This is a genomic window from Enterobacter cloacae complex sp. S1, assembly GCF_014930525.1.
Lineage (GTDB): Bacteria > Pseudomonadota > Gammaproteobacteria > Enterobacterales > Enterobacteriaceae > Enterobacter > Enterobacter hormaechei_C.
Map to the genome: position 1 here is coordinate 1 of NZ_JADBRE010000007.1, position 15,890 is coordinate 15,890.

16 protein-coding genes and 1 riboswitch are annotated in these 15,890 nt (G+C 57.5%); of the genes, 10 read left to right on the forward strand and 6 right to left on the reverse strand.

The window, feature by feature from the left end; all coding sequences use genetic code 11:
- Positions 1–342: 342 nt before the first annotated feature.
- Both purH and purD read left to right on the forward strand, forming a co-directional pair.
- Positions 343–1,932 (forward strand): bifunctional phosphoribosylaminoimidazolecarboxamide formyltransferase/IMP cyclohydrolase, encoded by a 1,590-nt coding sequence (gene purH / locus IM290_RS07380; RefSeq protein ID WP_193042391.1) that lies wholly within the window; start codon positions 343–345, stop codon positions 1,930–1,932.
- Between the two features lie 15 nt (positions 1,933–1,947).
- Entirely contained in the window at positions 1,948–3,240 is a 1,293-nt protein-coding gene (purD, locus tag IM290_RS07385) for a phosphoribosylamine--glycine ligase (protein WP_193042390.1), read from the forward strand.
- 47 nt (positions 3,241–3,287) lie between these two features.
- Here the strand turns inward: purD and IM290_RS07390 are convergent, their stop codons facing one another.
- The 6 genes from IM290_RS07390 to nudC all read right to left on the reverse strand — a co-directional run bounded on the left by IM290_RS07390 (position 3,288) and on the right by nudC (position 7,640).
- Entirely contained in the window at positions 3,288–3,980 is a 693-nt protein-coding gene (locus IM290_RS07390) for a DUF1481 domain-containing protein (protein ID WP_017384076.1), read from the reverse strand.
- Positions 3,981–3,991: 11 nt separating this feature from the next.
- A complete protein-coding gene (gene hupA, locus IM290_RS07395; protein ID WP_002445246.1) occupies positions 3,992–4,264 on the reverse strand; it encodes a nucleoid-associated protein HU-alpha in 273 nt (90 codons plus the stop codon).
- A gap of 186 nt (positions 4,265–4,450) precedes the next feature.
- Complete coding sequence (locus IM290_RS07400; protein WP_003862310.1) at positions 4,451–5,041, reverse strand: YjaG family protein; 591 nt, start codon at positions 5,039–5,041, stop codon at positions 4,451–4,453.
- 41 nt (positions 5,042–5,082) lie between these two features.
- Positions 5,083–5,754 (reverse strand): deoxyribonuclease V, encoded by a 672-nt coding sequence (gene nfi / locus IM290_RS07405; RefSeq protein WP_003862312.1) that lies wholly within the window; start codon positions 5,752–5,754, stop codon positions 5,083–5,085.
- Positions 5,755–5,763: 9 nt separating this feature from the next.
- Positions 5,764–6,828, reverse strand: coding sequence for a uroporphyrinogen decarboxylase (hemE, locus tag IM290_RS07410; protein ID WP_022650209.1), 1,065 nt, complete (start codon positions 6,826–6,828; stop codon positions 5,764–5,766).
- 38 nt (positions 6,829–6,866) lie between these two features.
- Positions 6,867–7,640 carry an NAD(+) diphosphatase gene (nudC, locus tag IM290_RS07415; RefSeq protein WP_193042389.1) on the reverse strand — a complete coding sequence of 258 codons (774 nt, stop codon included), beginning with the start codon at positions 7,638–7,640 and terminating at the stop codon, positions 6,867–6,869.
- Between the two features lie 95 nt (positions 7,641–7,735).
- Between nudC and IM290_RS07420 the strand changes: the two genes are divergently transcribed.
- The 8 genes from IM290_RS07420 (at position 7,736) to IM290_RS07455 (ending at position 15,715) form a co-directional block, all read left to right on the forward strand.
- Entirely contained in the window at positions 7,736–8,233 is a 498-nt protein-coding gene (locus tag IM290_RS07420) for an Rsd/AlgQ family anti-sigma factor (protein ID WP_017384077.1), read from the forward strand.
- Positions 8,234–8,287: 54 nt separating this feature from the next.
- Positions 8,288–8,397, forward strand: a riboswitch (TPP riboswitch).
- Positions 8,398–8,476: 79 nt separating this feature from the next.
- The gene (thiC, locus tag IM290_RS07425) at positions 8,477–10,372 is read left to right on the forward strand and encodes a phosphomethylpyrimidine synthase ThiC (RefSeq protein WP_015569968.1); all 1,896 of its coding nucleotides are present in this window, start codon (positions 8,477–8,479) and stop codon (positions 10,370–10,372) included.
- Positions 10,372–11,013 carry a thiamine phosphate synthase gene (gene thiE, locus IM290_RS07430; protein WP_017694729.1) on the forward strand — a complete coding sequence of 214 codons (642 nt, stop codon included), beginning with the start codon at positions 10,372–10,374 and terminating at the stop codon, positions 11,011–11,013. The genes thiC and thiE overlap by 1 nt, the downstream gene beginning before the upstream one ends.
- Positions 11,000–11,755, forward strand: a complete 756-nt coding sequence (gene thiF, locus IM290_RS07435; protein WP_023302918.1) for a thiazole biosynthesis adenylyltransferase ThiF — start codon at positions 11,000–11,002, stop codon at positions 11,753–11,755. The genes thiE and thiF overlap by 14 nt, the downstream gene beginning before the upstream one ends.
- Positions 11,739–11,939 (forward strand): sulfur carrier protein ThiS, encoded by a 201-nt coding sequence (gene thiS, locus IM290_RS07440; RefSeq protein WP_015569971.1) that lies wholly within the window; start codon positions 11,739–11,741, stop codon positions 11,937–11,939. Before thiF ends, thiS begins: the two co-directional genes overlap by 17 nt.
- A 1-nt stretch (position 11,940) precedes the next feature.
- Positions 11,941–12,708, forward strand: a complete 768-nt coding sequence (thiG, locus tag IM290_RS07445) for a thiazole synthase (RefSeq protein ID WP_193042388.1) — start codon at positions 11,941–11,943, stop codon at positions 12,706–12,708.
- The gene (gene thiH / locus IM290_RS07450) at positions 12,708–13,835 is read left to right on the forward strand and encodes a 2-iminoacetate synthase ThiH (protein WP_193042387.1); all 1,128 of its coding nucleotides are present in this window, start codon (positions 12,708–12,710) and stop codon (positions 13,833–13,835) included. Before thiG ends, thiH begins: the two co-directional genes overlap by 1 nt.
- A gap of 338 nt (positions 13,836–14,173) precedes the next feature.
- On the forward strand, positions 14,174–15,715 hold the full coding sequence (locus tag IM290_RS07455; RefSeq protein WP_193042386.1) for a sensor domain-containing diguanylate cyclase: 1,542 nt from the start codon (positions 14,174–14,176) through the stop codon (positions 15,713–15,715).
- Positions 15,716–15,890: the final 175 nt, after the last annotated feature.

Genomic DNA, 15,890 nt, shown 5'->3' on the forward strand with positions numbered 1-15,890 from the left:
TTCAGGATTTTTTCTCTTCAGCCGACCCGGTTGTTTGTGAAGTGATTCACATGTTCCGTGTCGATGGAGGCGCATTATAGGGAGTTCTCCGCAGGCCGCAACCGCTAAATGACAGAAAAATGACTGACTGCTGCATTCCACAGCAAAACCCCGCCTTATACCTTTTTACGCACAGACTTATCCACAATGATACGAAAAAGTAAAAATGTGCGAGCGTTGCGCAAACGTTTTCGTTAAAATGCTCGCGCTTCACAAGGATGCCTCGTCAGGTGTGTTAGATGAGTTTTTCACAGGAAAATTCATCTAACGCTCTCTGTAATCGTGAAATCCAGGGGATTTACCATGCAACAACATCGTCCAGTCCGCCGCGCTCTGCTCAGTGTTTCTGATAAAGCCGGTATCGTCGAATTCGCTCAGGCACTTTCTGCACGTGGCGTAGAGCTGCTTTCTACAGGCGGTACCGCTCGCCTGTTAGCAGATAAAGGTCTGCCGGTAACCGAAGTGTCCGATTACACCGGTTTCCCGGAAATGATGGATGGACGCGTCAAAACCCTGCACCCGAAAGTGCACGGCGGTATTCTGGGCCGTCGCGGTCAGGACGACGGCATTATGGAGCAGCACAATATTGCCCCCATCGACATGGTGGTCGTTAACCTCTACCCGTTCGCCCAGACCGTCGCCCGTGAAGGCTGTTCTCTGGAAGACGCTGTTGAGAATATCGACATCGGCGGCCCGACCATGGTGCGCTCCGCAGCCAAGAACCATAAAGATGTGGCCATCGTGGTAAAGAGCAGCGACTACAACGCCATTATTAATGAGATGGATGCCAACCACGGGTCCCTGACGCTTGAAACGCGTTTCGATCTCGCCATCAAAGCCTTCGAGCATACCGCCGCCTACGACAGCATGATCGCCAACTACTTCGGTAGCCTGGTACCTGCCTACCACGGTGAAAGCAAAGATCCATCTGGCCGCTTCCCGCGCACGCTGAACCTGAACTTCATTAAGAAGCAGGATATGCGTTACGGCGAGAACAGCCACCAGCAGGCTGCCTTCTATATAGAAGAAGAGGTAAAAGAAGCCTCTGTAGCGACTGCCCAGCAGGTACAGGGCAAAGCCCTCTCCTATAACAACATTGCCGATACCGACGCCGCGCTGGAATGCGTGAAAGCGTTCAGCGAGCCGGCCTGCGTTATCGTCAAGCACGCCAACCCATGCGGCGTTGCGGTAAGTGCGTCTATTCTGGAAGCTTACGATCGCGCCTACAAAACCGACCCGACCTCCGCGTTCGGCGGCATTATCGCCTTCAACCGCGAGCTGGATGCGGAAACCGCGCAGGCCATCATCTCCCGTCAGTTTGTCGAAGTGATCATCGCGCCATCAGCATCCGAAGAGGCGCTGAAAATCACCGCGGCGAAACAGAACGTGCGCGTACTGGTTTGCGGCCAGTGGGCAGAGCGCGTTCCAGGCCTGGACTTCAAGCGCGTGAACGGCGGGCTGCTGGTTCAGGACCGCGATCTGGGTATGGTGGGCGAAGCCGATCTGCATGTCGTCACCAAACGTCAGCCAACCGAGCAGGAACTGCGTGACGCGCTGTTCTGCTGGAAAGTGGCGAAGTTCGTGAAATCCAACGCCATCGTCTACGCCAAAGAGAACATGACCATCGGAATAGGCGCAGGCCAGATGAGCCGCGTTTACTCTGCGAAAATCGCGGGTATTAAAGCAGGTGACGAAGGTCTGGAAGTCAAAGGTTCCGCCATGGCCTCTGACGCCTTCTTCCCGTTCCGCGACGGTATCGACGCGGCCGCTGCTGTGGGCATCACCTGTGTGATCCAGCCTGGCGGTTCAATCCGTGATGACGAAGTGATTGCCGCTGCCGACGAGCATGGCATCGCAATGATCTTCACCGACATGCGCCACTTCCGCCATTAATTCCCGGAGCAGAAAATGAAAGTATTAGTGATTGGTAACGGCGGGCGCGAGCACGCCCTGGCGTGGAAAGCAGCGCAGTCTTCGCAGGTTGAAACCGTCTTTGTGGCACCGGGTAACGCCGGGACCGCGCTGGAGCCCGCACTACAGAACGTCGCCATCGGCGTAACCGACATCCCGGCGCTGCTGAGCTTTGCCCAAAACGAGAATATCGATCTGACGATTGTTGGCCCGGAAGCACCGCTGGTGATCGGCGTTGTAGATGCCTTCCGCGCCGCGGGCCTGAAAATTTTCGGCCCAACGGAAGGGGCTGCGCAGCTGGAAGGCTCAAAAGCCTTCACCAAAGATTTTCTCGCGCGTCATAACATCCCGACGGCGGAATATCAGAACTTCACCGAGGTAGAGCCTGCTCTGGCTTACCTGCGTGAAAAAGGCGCGCCCATCGTGATCAAAGCCGACGGCCTGGCTGCCGGGAAAGGCGTTATCGTGGCGATGACCCTCGAAGAAGCGGAAGCCGCCGTGCAGGATATGCTGGCGGGTAACGCCTTTGGCGACGCGGGCCACCGCATCGTAATTGAAGAGTTCCTCGACGGCGAAGAAGCGAGCTTTATCGTGATGGTTGACGGCGAGCACGTTCTGCCGATGGCGACCAGCCAGGATCACAAGCGCGTAGGCAATGCCGACACGGGGCCAAACACCGGCGGGATGGGAGCTTACTCCCCTGCTCCGGTGGTCACTGACGAAGTACACCAGCGCACCATGGACCGCATCATCTGGCCAACCGTGAAGGGGATGGCTGCGGAAGGCAATACCTACACCGGTTTCCTTTACGCAGGCCTGATGATCGACAAGCAGGGTAACCCGAAGGTGATTGAATTCAACTGCCGCTTCGGCGATCCGGAAACCCAGCCGATCATGCTGCGCATGAAGTCCGATCTGGTTGATCTGTGTCTGGCGGCGTGCGAAGGCAAGCTGGACGAGAAAACTTCCGAGTGGGACGAGCGTGCCTCTTTAGGTGTGGTGATTGCTGCGGGTGGCTATCCGGGTAGCTACAACACCGGAGATGAGATCCACGGCCTGCCGCTGGAAGAGATTGACGGTGCGAAGGTGTTCCACGCCGGTACAAAGCTCTCTGACGACGACCGCGTGCTCACCAACGGCGGTCGCGTGCTGTGTGCGACCGCGCTGGGCCAGACCGTGGCAGAGGCGCAGAAGCGCGCCTATGCGCTGATGGCGGATATTCACTGGAATGGCAGCTTCAGCCGCCAGGATATCGGCTATCGTGCCATTGCGCGGGAGCAGGGAGAGTAATTTCCCCCTCACCCTAACCCTCTCCCTCAAGGGAGAGGGGATTTACGTCAGAAACTCTTCTCTGTCGGCTGCCAGGTGCAGAAATCTTCATTCGCCACCAGCAACAGCTGAGAGCCTTCCGGCGCTTCCAGCCATGCCACACTCACCTCCACAGATGAATGCCGCTGACGACGCTGAATGTGTTCGGTTGCCCAGGATTCAAGCTCAGGCTTCACCGTCTGCCCTTCGCAGGTGGTCACCGTGCCGTCGGCATGCCAGCGCCCCTGGCGCAGCACCACGCGGCCCTGACGCAGCGCATCGCTGGTCTGGCGGAGTTGTTCAGCACGGTAGCGGTAGAGAGCGACCTGATCGCTGGAAAGCTGCTGTTTCAGTCCACTGACCTCATGCTGCATAAAGCTCAGCTCGCCGTGGTCGTCGAAACGCACCTTCACGTGTTCGGGAGTCTTACTGTAGATATTCAGTTCAATGAGCGACAGCGCATCGCCCTGCCAGCGGTATTCTGCGGTCGAGGTGTTGCCGTTATGCCACGGGCTGAATGCGGTGAGCATATGGACTTCATCGCTGGAATCTTTGCGCCAGATCCTGACCGCACCCTGGTTGTCAGCATAGCCGCTGGCGGTAAACGGGGGGAGTGAGGAATCATGGCTACAGGCAGACAGCAACAGTACGCCTGCCAGCGCGAGCGTTCCACGCCAGAATGACAAAAGGGGCGTTGCCGCCCCTTCGTTAAAACTGTTCACTGCCACGCGTCTTACTTAACTGCGTCTTTCAGTGCTTTACCAGAAACAAATGCCGGCACGTTAGCTGCGGCGATTTTGATTTCTTTACCGGTCTGCGGGTTGCGGCCAGTACGCTCAGCGCGGTGGTTCACTTTGAAGGTACCGAAACCAACCAGTTGTACAGCATCGCCTTCTTTCAGAGACTCAGTAATAGCAGCCAGGGTAGATTCCAGAGCAGCTTTAGCCTGCACTTTAGACAGATCAGCCTTGTCCGCAATTACATCAATCAGTTGAGTCTTGTTCATAAGTTATCCTTTCAATGTGTTTATCGCTTGCTAAGCATCGAGTGCGACGAAAATGCCAAAAAAGCACTCTCCTGCATACACGCACCGATAGCCACTTTTTTTCGCCCCCCAAATGTAGACCAGACGGGGGGCGAAAGGGAAGAGTCGAGGAGTGACAAAACAGGCGTTAAATCACGTTTTGTTGTCTCATTGGTTAAAAATTATACCAATATTGCTCTCACCGGCCTCGCGCAGGTCCGCGCGAAGCCCTTTGATCAGCTCAATATCACGTTCTTCACACTCCGCCAGCAGACGGAAAATTTCCCACTGAATATCCCATTCCTGTTCAACCGCCGGGTTAGCACGCAGCTCCTCGTCGGTCATTTCACGGCCTTCCTGGGTCATTTCCAGCATCGCAACGGTGGTAATGGATGCCTTGCTGACTTCAATGGCGTGTTCCAGGGTTTCACCGCTCAGACGGGAGTGGATCAGCTCGCTCAACGCCACACAGGCATCAATGGCCGGGTAGACGCCATACAGATCGAAATCATCCGCAGCCGGAATAGCCTCTTCCAGCTTTTCGAGCTGAGAGTCAAAATTTACCTTCGCATCTTTGACCGTCAGCGTCTCCCAGATTAAATCCAGGATACGACGATAAATCTGGCCTTCGCCAAACGCCGTCTGCTTGCAGAACGCGGCATAGTTGGGATACATGCGCTCGCACAGGCAAGCCATAAACGTCACGTGCTGCCAGCTTTCCAGCTTCTCAAGGCGCAGATGAATCGGGTTTTGTAACATGATGATGTCTCGAATCGAAAATTAGCCGCAGTTTACCTGAATCACGGCTGAATTTCCTGCCAACGAATGAATGCCGGACGTGAAGAGGCCACGGCGTCGGCCCAGCGGGTTGGCTCCGGTAAACGGTAGCCCTTCATACAGCGTTGCACCCACGCCAGGGCGCTATCCATGCTGACCCGATGCCCGGTGGCGATAAACAACGGGTTGCAGCGCGCTTTACTGCGCCAGACCCACGCCAGCTGCTCGCCTTTATGGATAAGCGGCGCCAGTGCGCCCGGTTCGGCAGAGAGCGGCTCAAACGCGCCGCACAGGCGTTTTTTCGCCACGCCGATGGTCGGCACGTCCACCAGCAGACCAAAGTGGCTGGCGACGCCTAAGCGACGCGGATGGGAGATACCATGCCCATCAACAAACAGCAGATCGGGTTTTTGCGAGAGTTGCTCCCACGCGGCCAGCAGCGCGGGATATTCGCGGAAGGAGAGAAAGCCGGGGATATAGGGCATGGTGGTGGCGATACGCGCCACCTTGTACTCCACCAGCTCCAGCGAAGGGTATTTCAGCACCACCATCGCCGCTCGCGTCACTTCACCGCCCTGCTCAAATCCGACGTCCGCCCCGCCAATGTACCGCGGAGGGTCCGTATCCAGACGATCCTCGCGGATCACTGATGAAGCCAGTTCGATTTGCTGAGCGCGTAGCGACGCGAGATCCATAACCACTCCTTACTTATGATACTGGGCAGAAAGCCTATGCACCGCCTCCACAAATACGCCAGCGTGTTCTGGCGGTACATCCTGATGAATACCGTGACCGAGGTTGAAGACGTGGCCTTCGCCCTGGCCGAAACCAGACAGTATAGTCGACACTTCTTCTTCGATACGGGCAGGCTGCGCATAGAGCATGGACGGATCCATGTTGCCCTGGAGCGCCACTTTGTCCCCCACGCGACGGCGCGCATCGGCAATATCGGTGGTCCAGTCGAGGCCCAGCGCGTCGCAGCCGGTGGCCGCCATCGCTTCCAGCCACTGACCGCCGCCTTTGGTAAACAGCGTCACCGGCACGCGACGGCCTTCGTTTTCACGCAGCAGGCCATCGACAATTTTGTGCATGTAGTACAGGGAGAACTGCTGATAATCACGTCCGGTCAGCACGCCGCCCCAGGTGTCGAAAATCATCACCGACTGCGCGCCCGCTTTAATCTGCGCGTTGAGATAGAGCGTGACGCTCTTCGCCAGCTTGTCGAGGAGGGCATGCAGGGCCAGCGGCTCGGCGTACATCATCTTTTTGATGACGGTAAAGGCTTTGCTGCTGCCGCCTTCCACCATGTAGGTGGCCAGCGTCCACGGACTACCGGAGAAGCCAATCAGCGGCACGTCGCCTTTCAGTTCGCGGCGAATGGTGCGCACGGCGTTCATCACATAGCCCAGCTCGCCTTCAGGATCGGGGATCGGCAGCTTATCAACGTCGGCTTTGCTTTTGATCGGAGAGGTAAAACGCGGGCCTTCTCCGGTTTCGAAATAGAGCCCAAGGCCCATCGCATCCGGAATGGTGAGAATGTCCGAAAAAAGAATGGCGGCATCGAGCGGGAAGCGGCGCAGCGGCTGGAGCGTCACTTCACAGGCCAGCTCGGCGTTTTTGCACAGCGACATAAAATCGCCTGCCTGCGCGCGCGTGGCTTTGTACTCTGGCAGATAGCGTCCCGCCTGGCGCATCATCCACACCGGGGTGACATCAACGGGCTGGCGCAGCAGCGCACGCAGATAACGATCGTTCTTCAGTTCGGTCATTTTGCAGTTCCTTATTGCGTCAGTCCGTCAGTGTAACACTACTCACACTCGGCCCGACACATTGCCACGGTATCTTCTATCAGGCGACGCGCCACCGTTCCCGGCGGGGGCAGCAGCGGTAAATCGTCGTAGCGATACCAGTTAGCCTCCAGCAGCTCTTTCTGATCGATAACAATCTCGCCGCTGTCGTATTCCGCCATAAACGCGGTCATCAGGGACATCGGGAACGGCCACGGCTGCGACGTCACATAGCGCAGGTTTTTCACCTTAATGCCGCTCTCCTCCATCACCTCGCGCGCCACCGCCTGTTCCAGCGTTTCGCCGACTTCCACGAACCCGGCGAGGACGGTGTGAATGCCGTTGCGATGGCGGGTATGCTGCGCCAGCAGGATGGAATCATCACGGCGGATGGCGACAATGATGCACGGTGCGATTTGCGGGTAGTAGCGTTCACGGCAGTGGCCGCAAAGCATTGCCCACTCGGTTTTGCTCGGGTGCATGGTGTGGCCGCAGTAGCCGCAGTATTTGTGCGAGCGGTAAAACTCCGCCAGCTGCACGCCGCGCCCCGCCAGCTGGAACAGGCCGACATCCCGATCCAACACCTGACGAACGGAGCCCATATCCTGACGACGAGCCTGTTGGATCAACCATACCGGATCGCCCTGCCACTCGCCGATCCGCAGCGCCGGTTGGCCGACGAGATCGAAGATGTCTGCCGCACCGTAGGGTATCTCCCCACCGGGCAGCCATAATTTTTGTTCGCGACTGACGATCCACCAACCCAGATCTGATTTTTCAATAATACGATCCATATCTATTGCACTACCTTCGCTTCACTGACATGTTGTTAGCATTATGGTTACATTTTGGATAAGCAGATCCCATTCTAAACCTTATGGAGTCGACCATGTTAAACCAGCTGGAAAGCCTGACTGAGCGCGTTGGAGGAAGTAACACCCTGGTGGATCGCTGGCTACATGTGCGCAAGCATCTACTCGTGGCATATTACAATCTGGTTGGTCTTAAGCCTGGCAAAGAATCCTTTATGCGGCTGAATGAAAAAGCGCTGGACGACTTCTGTCAGAGCCTGGTCGACTACCTTTCCGACGGCCATTTCAACCTTTATGAACGCATTATCCGCGAAATGGAAGGGACAACGCCGTATTTAGCGGCCAGCAAACTCTGTCCGCTGCTGGAAGCCAACACCCAGCAGATCATGGACTACTACGATTCCACGCTAGAGAACGCTATCGATCACGATAACTATCTTGAGTTTCAGCAGGCGCTTTCCGACCTTGGCGAAGCGCTGGAAGAGCGATTCACGCTGGAAGACAAGCTCATCGCCCTCGTGCTGGACAACAACCTGAATATCAGCACCAGCGATAACGTTGCGCGCCCTGCTTGAGTTCTTAATCGTTAACGAGTAATTTACAACCATTCGCCCCTCTCACGAGGGGGATTTTTCTTGTCGGAGTGCCCAGTGTGAAAGCACGGGCTGAGACCGTTAATTCGGGATCCGCGGAACCTGATCAGGTTAATACCTGCGAAGGGAACAAGAGTCACACTGCTGTTGTATCGCCCCTGAGGCGATCTTCTCTTGCTTCATCCGTCGTCTGACAAGCCATGTCCTTCACATCTGGAATGAGCTATGTCTACAACAAAACTGACCCGCCGCGAACAGCGCGAACACGCACAACGCTTCATCGACACCCTGGAAGGCACCGCTTTCCCGAACTCAACGCGCATCTACATCACCGGTTCACAGGCTGATATCCGCGTGCCGATGCGCGAAATCCAGCTCAGCCCGACGCTTATCGGCGGCAGCAAAGAAAACCCGCAGTTTGAAGACAACGAAGCCGTGCCGGTGTATGACACCTCCGGCCCGTACGGCGACCCTTCTGTTGCTATCAACGTACAGCAGGGTCTGGCAAAACTGCGCCAGCCGTGGATTGACGCCCGTAACGACTGCGAAGAACTGAGCGTGCGCAGCTCGGCGTATACCAACGCGCGCCTGGCCGACGACGGTCTGGACGAGCTGCGCTTTACCGGCCTGCTGACGCCGAAACGCGCTAAAGCGGGCAAATGCGTCACCCAGCTGCACTACGCGCGCCAGGGTATCGTCACGCCGGAGATGGAGTTCATCGCCATCCGCGAAAACATGGGCCGCGAGCGCATCCGCAGCGAAGTGCTGCGCCACCAGCATCCTGGTGAAGGGTTTGGCGCTCGCCTGCCGGAAAACATCACGCCGGAATTTGTGCGTGACGAAGTGGCCGCCGGGCGCGCCATTATCCCCGCCAACATCAACCACCCGGAATCCGAGCCGATGATTATCGGCCGCAACTTCCTGGTGAAGGTCAACGCCAACATCGGCAACTCAGCGGTGACGTCATCCATCGAAGAAGAGGTGGAAAAGCTGGTCTGGTCGACGCGCTGGGGCGCGGACACGGTGATGGACCTTTCCACTGGCCGCTATATTCATGAGACCCGCGAGTGGATCCTGCGTAACAGCCCGGTGCCGATTGGCACCGTCCCGATTTATCAGGCGCTGGAGAAGGTCAACGGCATCGCCGAAAACCTCACCTGGGAAGCGTTCCGCGACACACTGCTGGAGCAGGCCGAGCAGGGCGTGGACTACTTCACCATCCACGCGGGCGTGCTGCTGCGCTACGTGCCGATGACGGCGAAACGTCTGACCGGTATCGTCTCACGCGGCGGTTCGATTATGGCTAAATGGTGCCTTTCCCATCATCAGGAAAACTTCCTCTACGAACACTTCCGCGAAATCTGCGAAATTTGCGCCGCGTACGACGTCTCTTTATCGCTGGGCGACGGCCTGCGTCCTGGCTCCATCCGCGATGCTAACGACGAGGCGCAGTTTGCCGAGCTGCACACGCTGGGCGAGCTGACCAAAATCGCCTGGGAGTACGACGTGCAGGTGATGATTGAAGGCCCGGGCCATGTGCCGATGCAGATGATCCGTCGCAACATGACCGAGGAACTGGAGCACTGCCACGAAGCACCGTTCTACACCCTGGGGCCGTTGACCACCGATATTGCGCCGGGCTACGACCACTTCACGTCAGGCATTGGCGCGGCGATGATCGGCTGGTTCGGCTGCGCCATGCTCTGCTACGTGACGCCGAAAGAGCACCTCGGGCTGCCAAACAAAGAGGACGTGAAGCAGGGGCTGATCACCTACAAGATTGCCGCCCACGCGGCGGATCTGGCGAAAGGCCATCCGGGCGCGCAAATTCGCGACAACGCCATGTCCAAAGCGCGCTTTGAATTCCGCTGGGAAGACCAGTTTAACCTGGCCCTCGATCCGTTCACCGCCCGCGCCTATCACGACGAAACCCTGCCGCAGGAATCGGGCAAAGTTGCGCACTTCTGCTCCATGTGCGGACCTAAATTCTGCTCGATGAAAATCAGCCAGGAAGTACGCGATTACGCCGCCGCGCAGACCATTGAAGTCGGCATGGCGGACATGTCGGAAACCTTCCGCGCGAAAGGCGGCGAAATCTACCTCAAAAAAGAGGAGGCATAATGTACCAGCCTGATTTCCCCCCTGTCCCCTTCCGCTTAGGGCTTTACCCGGTGGTGGACAGCGTGGCGTGGATCGCCCGCCTGCTGGAAGCTGGCGTTCGCACCCTCCAGCTACGCATCAAGGATAAACGCGATGAAGAGGTGGAGGCCGACGTGATCGCCGCTATCGCGCTGGGACGTCGCTACCACGCCCGCCTGTTTATCAACGACTACTGGCGGCTGGCGGTTAAACACCAGGCGTACGGCGTGCATCTGGGACAGGAAGATCTGGAAACGACCGATCTCAACGCGATCCGTGACGCCGGTCTGCGGCTGGGCGTTTCTACCCACGATGATATGGAGATCGACGTGGCGCTGGCGGCCCGCCCCTCTTACATCGCGCTCGGGCACGTTTTCCCAACGCAAACCAAACAGATGCCGTCCGCTCCACAGGGTTTGACGCAGCTGGCGGCCCACGTTAAGCGCCTTGCCGATTACCCCACCGTCGCCATCGGCGGGATCAGCCTTGAACGTGCGCCCGCGGTGCTGGAGACCGGCGTCGGCAGTATCGCCGTCGTCAGCGCTATCACCCAGGCGGCAGACTGGCAGGCCGCCACCGCGCAGCTTTTACAACTGGCAGGAGCAGGTGATGAAAGATCGTGATTTTATGCGTTACAGCCGCCAGATCCTGCTGGAGGATATCGCCATCGAGGGACAGCAAAAGCTGCTCGCCAGCCGGGTACTGATTGTCGGTCTGGGCGGATTAGGCACCCCCGCCGCGCTGTATCTGGCCGGCGCGGGCGTGGGCACGCTGGTGCTGGCCGATGACGACGAGGTACATCTCAGCAATCTGCAACGGCAAATTCTCTTTACGACAGAAGATATCAACCAGCCTAAAGCGCACGTTACGCGCCAGCGGCTGAACCAGCTTAACCCCGATATCGAACTGGTCGCACTCCAGACGCGGCTGAGCGGGGAAGATCTGCAACGCGAAGTGGCCCTTGCCGACGTGGTGCTGGACTGTACGGACAATATGGCGACACGTCAGGCCATCAACGCGGCCTGTGTTGCGCAGAACACGCCGCTGATCACCGCCAGCGCGGTCGGTTTCGGTGGGCAAATAATGGTGCTTACGCCGCCGTGGGCACAGGGCTGCTACCGCTGCCTGTGGCCGGACGAGGCTGAACCGGAGCGTAACTGCCGCACGGCAGGCATTCTGGGCCCGGTGGTGGGCGTGATGGGTACTCTTCAGGCGCTGGAGGCCATCAAGTTGCTCAGCGGCATGGAGACAGAACGCAACACGCTGCGGCTGTTCGACGCCCGCTCCAGCGGCTGGCGTCATCTGGCGTTGAACCGTGCCAGCCACTGCCCGGTATGTGGAGGCCGCAATGCGCATTCTGTTTAACGATGAGCCGATGACGTGCGACGACGATCTCACCGTTGCCGCCCTGCTCGACATGCTGCGCCAGCTGAAGCCGGGAACGGCGCTGGCGCTCAATCAACAGATCCTGCCGCGCGAGCGGTGGGAACATCAGCAGGTCAATGAGGGCGACCAGATCCTGCTGTTTCAGGTTATCGCAGGGGGCTGAGATGTTACGTATTGCCGACAAAGTCTTTGATTCACATCTGTTTACCGGAACCGGAAAATTCGCCTCCCCGCAACTGATGGTGGATGCCATTCGTGAAAGCGGCAGCCAGCTGGTGACGCTGGCGATGAAGCGCGTGGATTTGCGTCAGCACAACGATGCCATACTTGCGCCGTTACTGGAGGCAGGCGTGACGCTCTTACCGAATACCTCCGGTGCGAAAACGGCCGAGGAAGCAATTTTCGCTGCGCAACTGGCGCGGGAAGCGCTCGGCACCCGCTGGCTGAAGCTGGAAATTCATCCGGACGCCCGCTGGCTGTTGCCCGATCCGATCGAAACCCTGAAAGCGGCAGAGAAGCTGGTGCAGCAGGGATTCACCGTTCTGCCCTACTGTGGTGCCGACCCCGTGCTCTGTAAGCGTCTGGAAGAGGTCGGCTGCGCGGCCGTAATGCCGCTGGGCGCCCCCATTGGCTCCAACCAGGGGCTGGAGACCCGCGCGATGCTGGAAATCATTATTGAGCAGGCGACCGTGCCGGTGGTGGTGGATGCGGGCATCGGCGTACCCAGTCACGCCGCGCAGGCGCTGGAGATGGGGGCCGATGCGGTGCTGGTCAATACCGCGATTGCGGTGGCCGACGACCCGGTGATGATGGCGCGTGCGTTCCGCCTTGCCGTGGAGTCCGGTCTGCTGGCTTGGCAGTCCGGCCCCGGCTCGCGCAGTGTTCAGGCGCAGGCCACCAGCCCGCTGACCGATTTTCTGGAGGCGCTCTGATGGCTACCTTTACCGATCGCTGGCGTCAGCTTAACTGGGACGATATTGCCTTACGCATCAACAGTAAAACCTCTGCGGACGTAGAGCGGGCATTAACAGCCAAACATTTGACGCGCGAGGATTTGATGGCCCTGCTTTCTCCGGCAGCCAGCGCGTACCTTGAACCGATGGCCCAGCGCGCGCAACGCCTCACCCGCCAGCGCTTTGGCAACACGGTGAGCTTTTACGTGCCGCTCTATCTTTCTAACCTGTGCGCCAACGATTGCACCTACTGTGGTTTCTCCATGAGCAACCGTATTAAGCGTAAAACGCTGGATGAGCATGAGATCGCCCGCGAGTGTGCGGCTATTCGTGAGATGGGTTTTGAACATCTCCTGCTGGTGACGGGTGAACATCAGGGCAAAGTGGGGATGGACTATTTTCGCCAGCATCTTCCGGCCATCCGCCGCGAATTTGCCTCGTTGCAAATGGAAGTGCAGCCTCTGTCGCAGGAGGAATATGCGGAGCTGAAAACCCTCGGGCTGGACGGCGTAATGGTTTATCAGGAAACCTACCATGAGGCGACCTATGCCCGGCATCACCTGAAAGGGAAGAAGCAGGATTTCATCTTCCGGCTGGAAACGCCGGACAGGCTGGGGCGCGCCGGTATCGATAAAATTGGGCTGGGCGCGCTTATCGGTCTGTCCGACAGCTGGCGGGTGGACTGCTATATGGTGGCGGAGCATCTGCTGTGGCTACAGCAGCACTACTGGCAAAGCCGCTATTCCATCTCTTTCCCGCGGCTGCGCCCCTGTACGGGAGGCGTTGAACCCGCCTCGCTGATGGATGAGCGACAGCTGGTGCAAACCCTGTGTGCATTTCGCCTGTTCGCGCCGGAAGTGGAATTGTCGCTCTCCACGCGTGAATCCCCCGCGTTTCGCGATCGCGCGATCCCGCTGGCGATCAATAACGTCAGCGCCTTTTCCAAAACGCAGCCGGGCGGTTACGCGGACGATCACCCGGAACTGGAACAGTTTGCACCGCACGACGGCCGACGGCCCGAAGCGGTGGCGGAAGCCCTGACTGCACAGGGGCTACAGCCGGTGTGGAAAGACTGGGATAGCTGGCTGGGAAGAGCCTCGCATTAGCGCTGAAACTGTCTGCAAAAATGCGAAAAGGTTACGAGGCGGCTCGTAAGATCATAACCGGGCGATTGAGGCGATCTGCCCGGTTTTCTTATGCTTAACCACGTCAGCAACGGACGCTGACCAGGGTGAAAATGCTTCTTCCTCGTTTCGCCCTGCCCTCCGCCTCTTAAACAAAATTCAATTGATACAATAAATACGTCGTTTCTTATCTACGCTTAAGATAAATCATCTCGTCGGTAATCGCCTTCTGTATAATTTACTACCAGCAACCGGACAGCGACTATGCTGAGGGTATCGACAGACGCAACGCGTCTACCATCTGGATTGATGTACAACTCATGGCACTCCACAGTAAAAAGCTCTCTTTTACCCGGCCAATTATGGTCAGCTTCGCGGGGATCCTGTTCAGTTTCGCGCTGATCGCCGTCCTGGTCGTCCTTTCACAGAGAAAGGATTTTATTGAGGATTATCATAAGATTAATGGTAACTTCACCCATAATCTGGCGGTGAACTATACCGAATCCATCCTGCGAGAAAATGACTATATTCTTGGTCGCGCTGCGATGTACTTCGCCCGTAATGACAGAGTGAATCAGACAATAAATATCGATCCGACACACGGTTTGCAGATGTTGATGCATTTGCAGAACCTGATGCCGACGGTGTCGTCTATCTCTCTGGCGGACACAGAAGGGCGCCATCTGCGCGCGCCGGAAGTGCTGCCAACGGAGAAAAGTAAGTCGTTCGACGCCAGAACCCGCCCATGGTTTGTCGGGCAAGCGGAAGCCAGCAACTTTCCTCACTACACCCGCCCCTATCTGGACTATTTCACCCAACATCCTACGGTCACTCTTTATAAGCCGGTCATTTCACCGGAAGGCCGTCTGAAGGGCACGCTCGCTTTCCATCTTGATTTAACGTCCATGGGGTATACCCTGCGCCAGATGGTGGCGCCGGTTCAGGGTGAGTTTTTTGTCGTGGAGCGTGACGGCGCCGTTGTGCTGCATCCGGACACGGGGGCGCTCTTTAAGCAGTACGTAAGCGAAGCGCTGATGGACAAAATGACCAGCGGCGAAGGCCATCTTTTCGACCCCAAAAGTAAAACCTGGTATTACTACTACTCTTTCACCAATCCGGACTGGTTTGTGATTTATCGGGTCTCCGATGCCACGCTTACCGTCATCACCCGGCATGAAACCACCGTCGTCGGCTGGGGATTTGCGCTGGCGGCAATCATCATCATTTTGTTCGGGCTTTACCTTCGTCATGCCTCGCGTTCTGTGCTGATGAACATTATCAACGCCATCAAAACCGGCGACGTCAACCAGGCGCCACGCCTTGAGGCGATGCTCAGCCATACCATTCGAACCAATAAAGAACGCGAGCTGGCCTATGTCCGTCAGGCCACCCATGATGCGCTGACAGGCTGCAAAAATCGCCGTGCGTTCGATAACGATGTGGATGAGCTGCTGACCGCTCATCAACCCTTCGTTCTGGCGCTGATCGACATCGATAACTTCAAATCCATTAACGACACCTGGGGCCACCTGAGCGGGGATATTGTGCTGCGCAACGTGGCGCGGGAAGGTATTCAGATCATGCAGCCGCACCACGTTTCCGTTTACCGCTACGGTGGAGAAGAGTTCGGCGTGATATTCCCGGCCGAGCTGATGAACTCCGCGCACGCGCTACTGGAAGCCTGGCGCACCGCCGTTGAAAAGCGGACCTGGCGGGAAGAGAATCTGCGAGTGACCTTCAGCGCCGGGATGGGGGAGTGGCACTTCGAACCGCTGGAACAATTTATCGGTAGCGTAGATGAAGCGCTGTATACCGCTAAACAACAGGGTAAAAACCGCATCGTAAGCACGGCCAGCCGATAATACCCTTCCTCAAATTCTGCCCGATCTGACGGGCAGAATGCTCTCCGCTGTAAAATTGTAACCGGTTTCAGAAAAATGCCGATTTCTTTGTGATGCCTGACACACAATCGCGGTAAAGCGGTTGTTGAAGCGGTCTGCACGGGATAATTATCAATAAACACATGTAGATCGAGGC

Excerpts from the sequence above, each read along its gene's own strand:
- purH (WP_193042391.1), top strand. The coding sequence starts at position 343 with ATGCAACAACATCGTCCAGTCCGCCGCGCTCTGCTCAGTGTTTCTGAT.
- purD (WP_193042390.1), top strand. The coding sequence starts at position 1,948 with ATGAAAGTATTAGTGATTGGTAACGGCGGGCGCGAGCACGCCCTGGCG.
- hupA (WP_002445246.1), bottom strand. The coding sequence starts at position 4,264 with ATGAACAAGACTCAACTGATTGATGTAATTGCGGACAAGGCTGATCTG.
- IM290_RS07400 (WP_003862310.1), bottom strand. The coding sequence starts at position 5,041 with ATGTTACAAAACCCGATTCATCTGCGCCTTGAGAAGCTGGAAAGCTGG.
- nfi (WP_003862312.1), bottom strand. The coding sequence starts at position 5,754 with ATGGATCTCGCGTCGCTACGCGCTCAGCAAATCGAACTGGCTTCATCA.
- hemE (WP_022650209.1), bottom strand. The coding sequence starts at position 6,828 with ATGACCGAACTGAAGAACGATCGTTATCTGCGTGCGCTGCTGCGCCAG.
- nudC (WP_193042389.1), bottom strand. The coding sequence starts at position 7,640 with ATGGATCGTATTATTGAAAAATCAGATCTGGGTTGGTGGATCGTCAGT.
- IM290_RS07420 (WP_017384077.1), top strand. The coding sequence starts at position 7,736 with ATGTTAAACCAGCTGGAAAGCCTGACTGAGCGCGTTGGAGGAAGTAAC.
- thiC (WP_015569968.1), top strand. The coding sequence starts at position 8,477 with ATGTCTACAACAAAACTGACCCGCCGCGAACAGCGCGAACACGCACAA.
- thiE (WP_017694729.1), top strand. The coding sequence starts at position 10,372 with ATGTACCAGCCTGATTTCCCCCCTGTCCCCTTCCGCTTAGGGCTTTAC.
- thiF (WP_023302918.1), top strand. The coding sequence starts at position 11,000 with ATGAAAGATCGTGATTTTATGCGTTACAGCCGCCAGATCCTGCTGGAG.
- thiS (WP_015569971.1), top strand. The coding sequence starts at position 11,739 with ATGCGCATTCTGTTTAACGATGAGCCGATGACGTGCGACGACGATCTC.
- thiG (WP_193042388.1), top strand. The coding sequence starts at position 11,941 with ATGTTACGTATTGCCGACAAAGTCTTTGATTCACATCTGTTTACCGGA.
- thiH (WP_193042387.1), top strand. The coding sequence starts at position 12,708 with ATGGCTACCTTTACCGATCGCTGGCGTCAGCTTAACTGGGACGATATT.
- IM290_RS07455 (WP_193042386.1), top strand. The coding sequence starts at position 14,174 with ATGGCACTCCACAGTAAAAAGCTCTCTTTTACCCGGCCAATTATGGTC.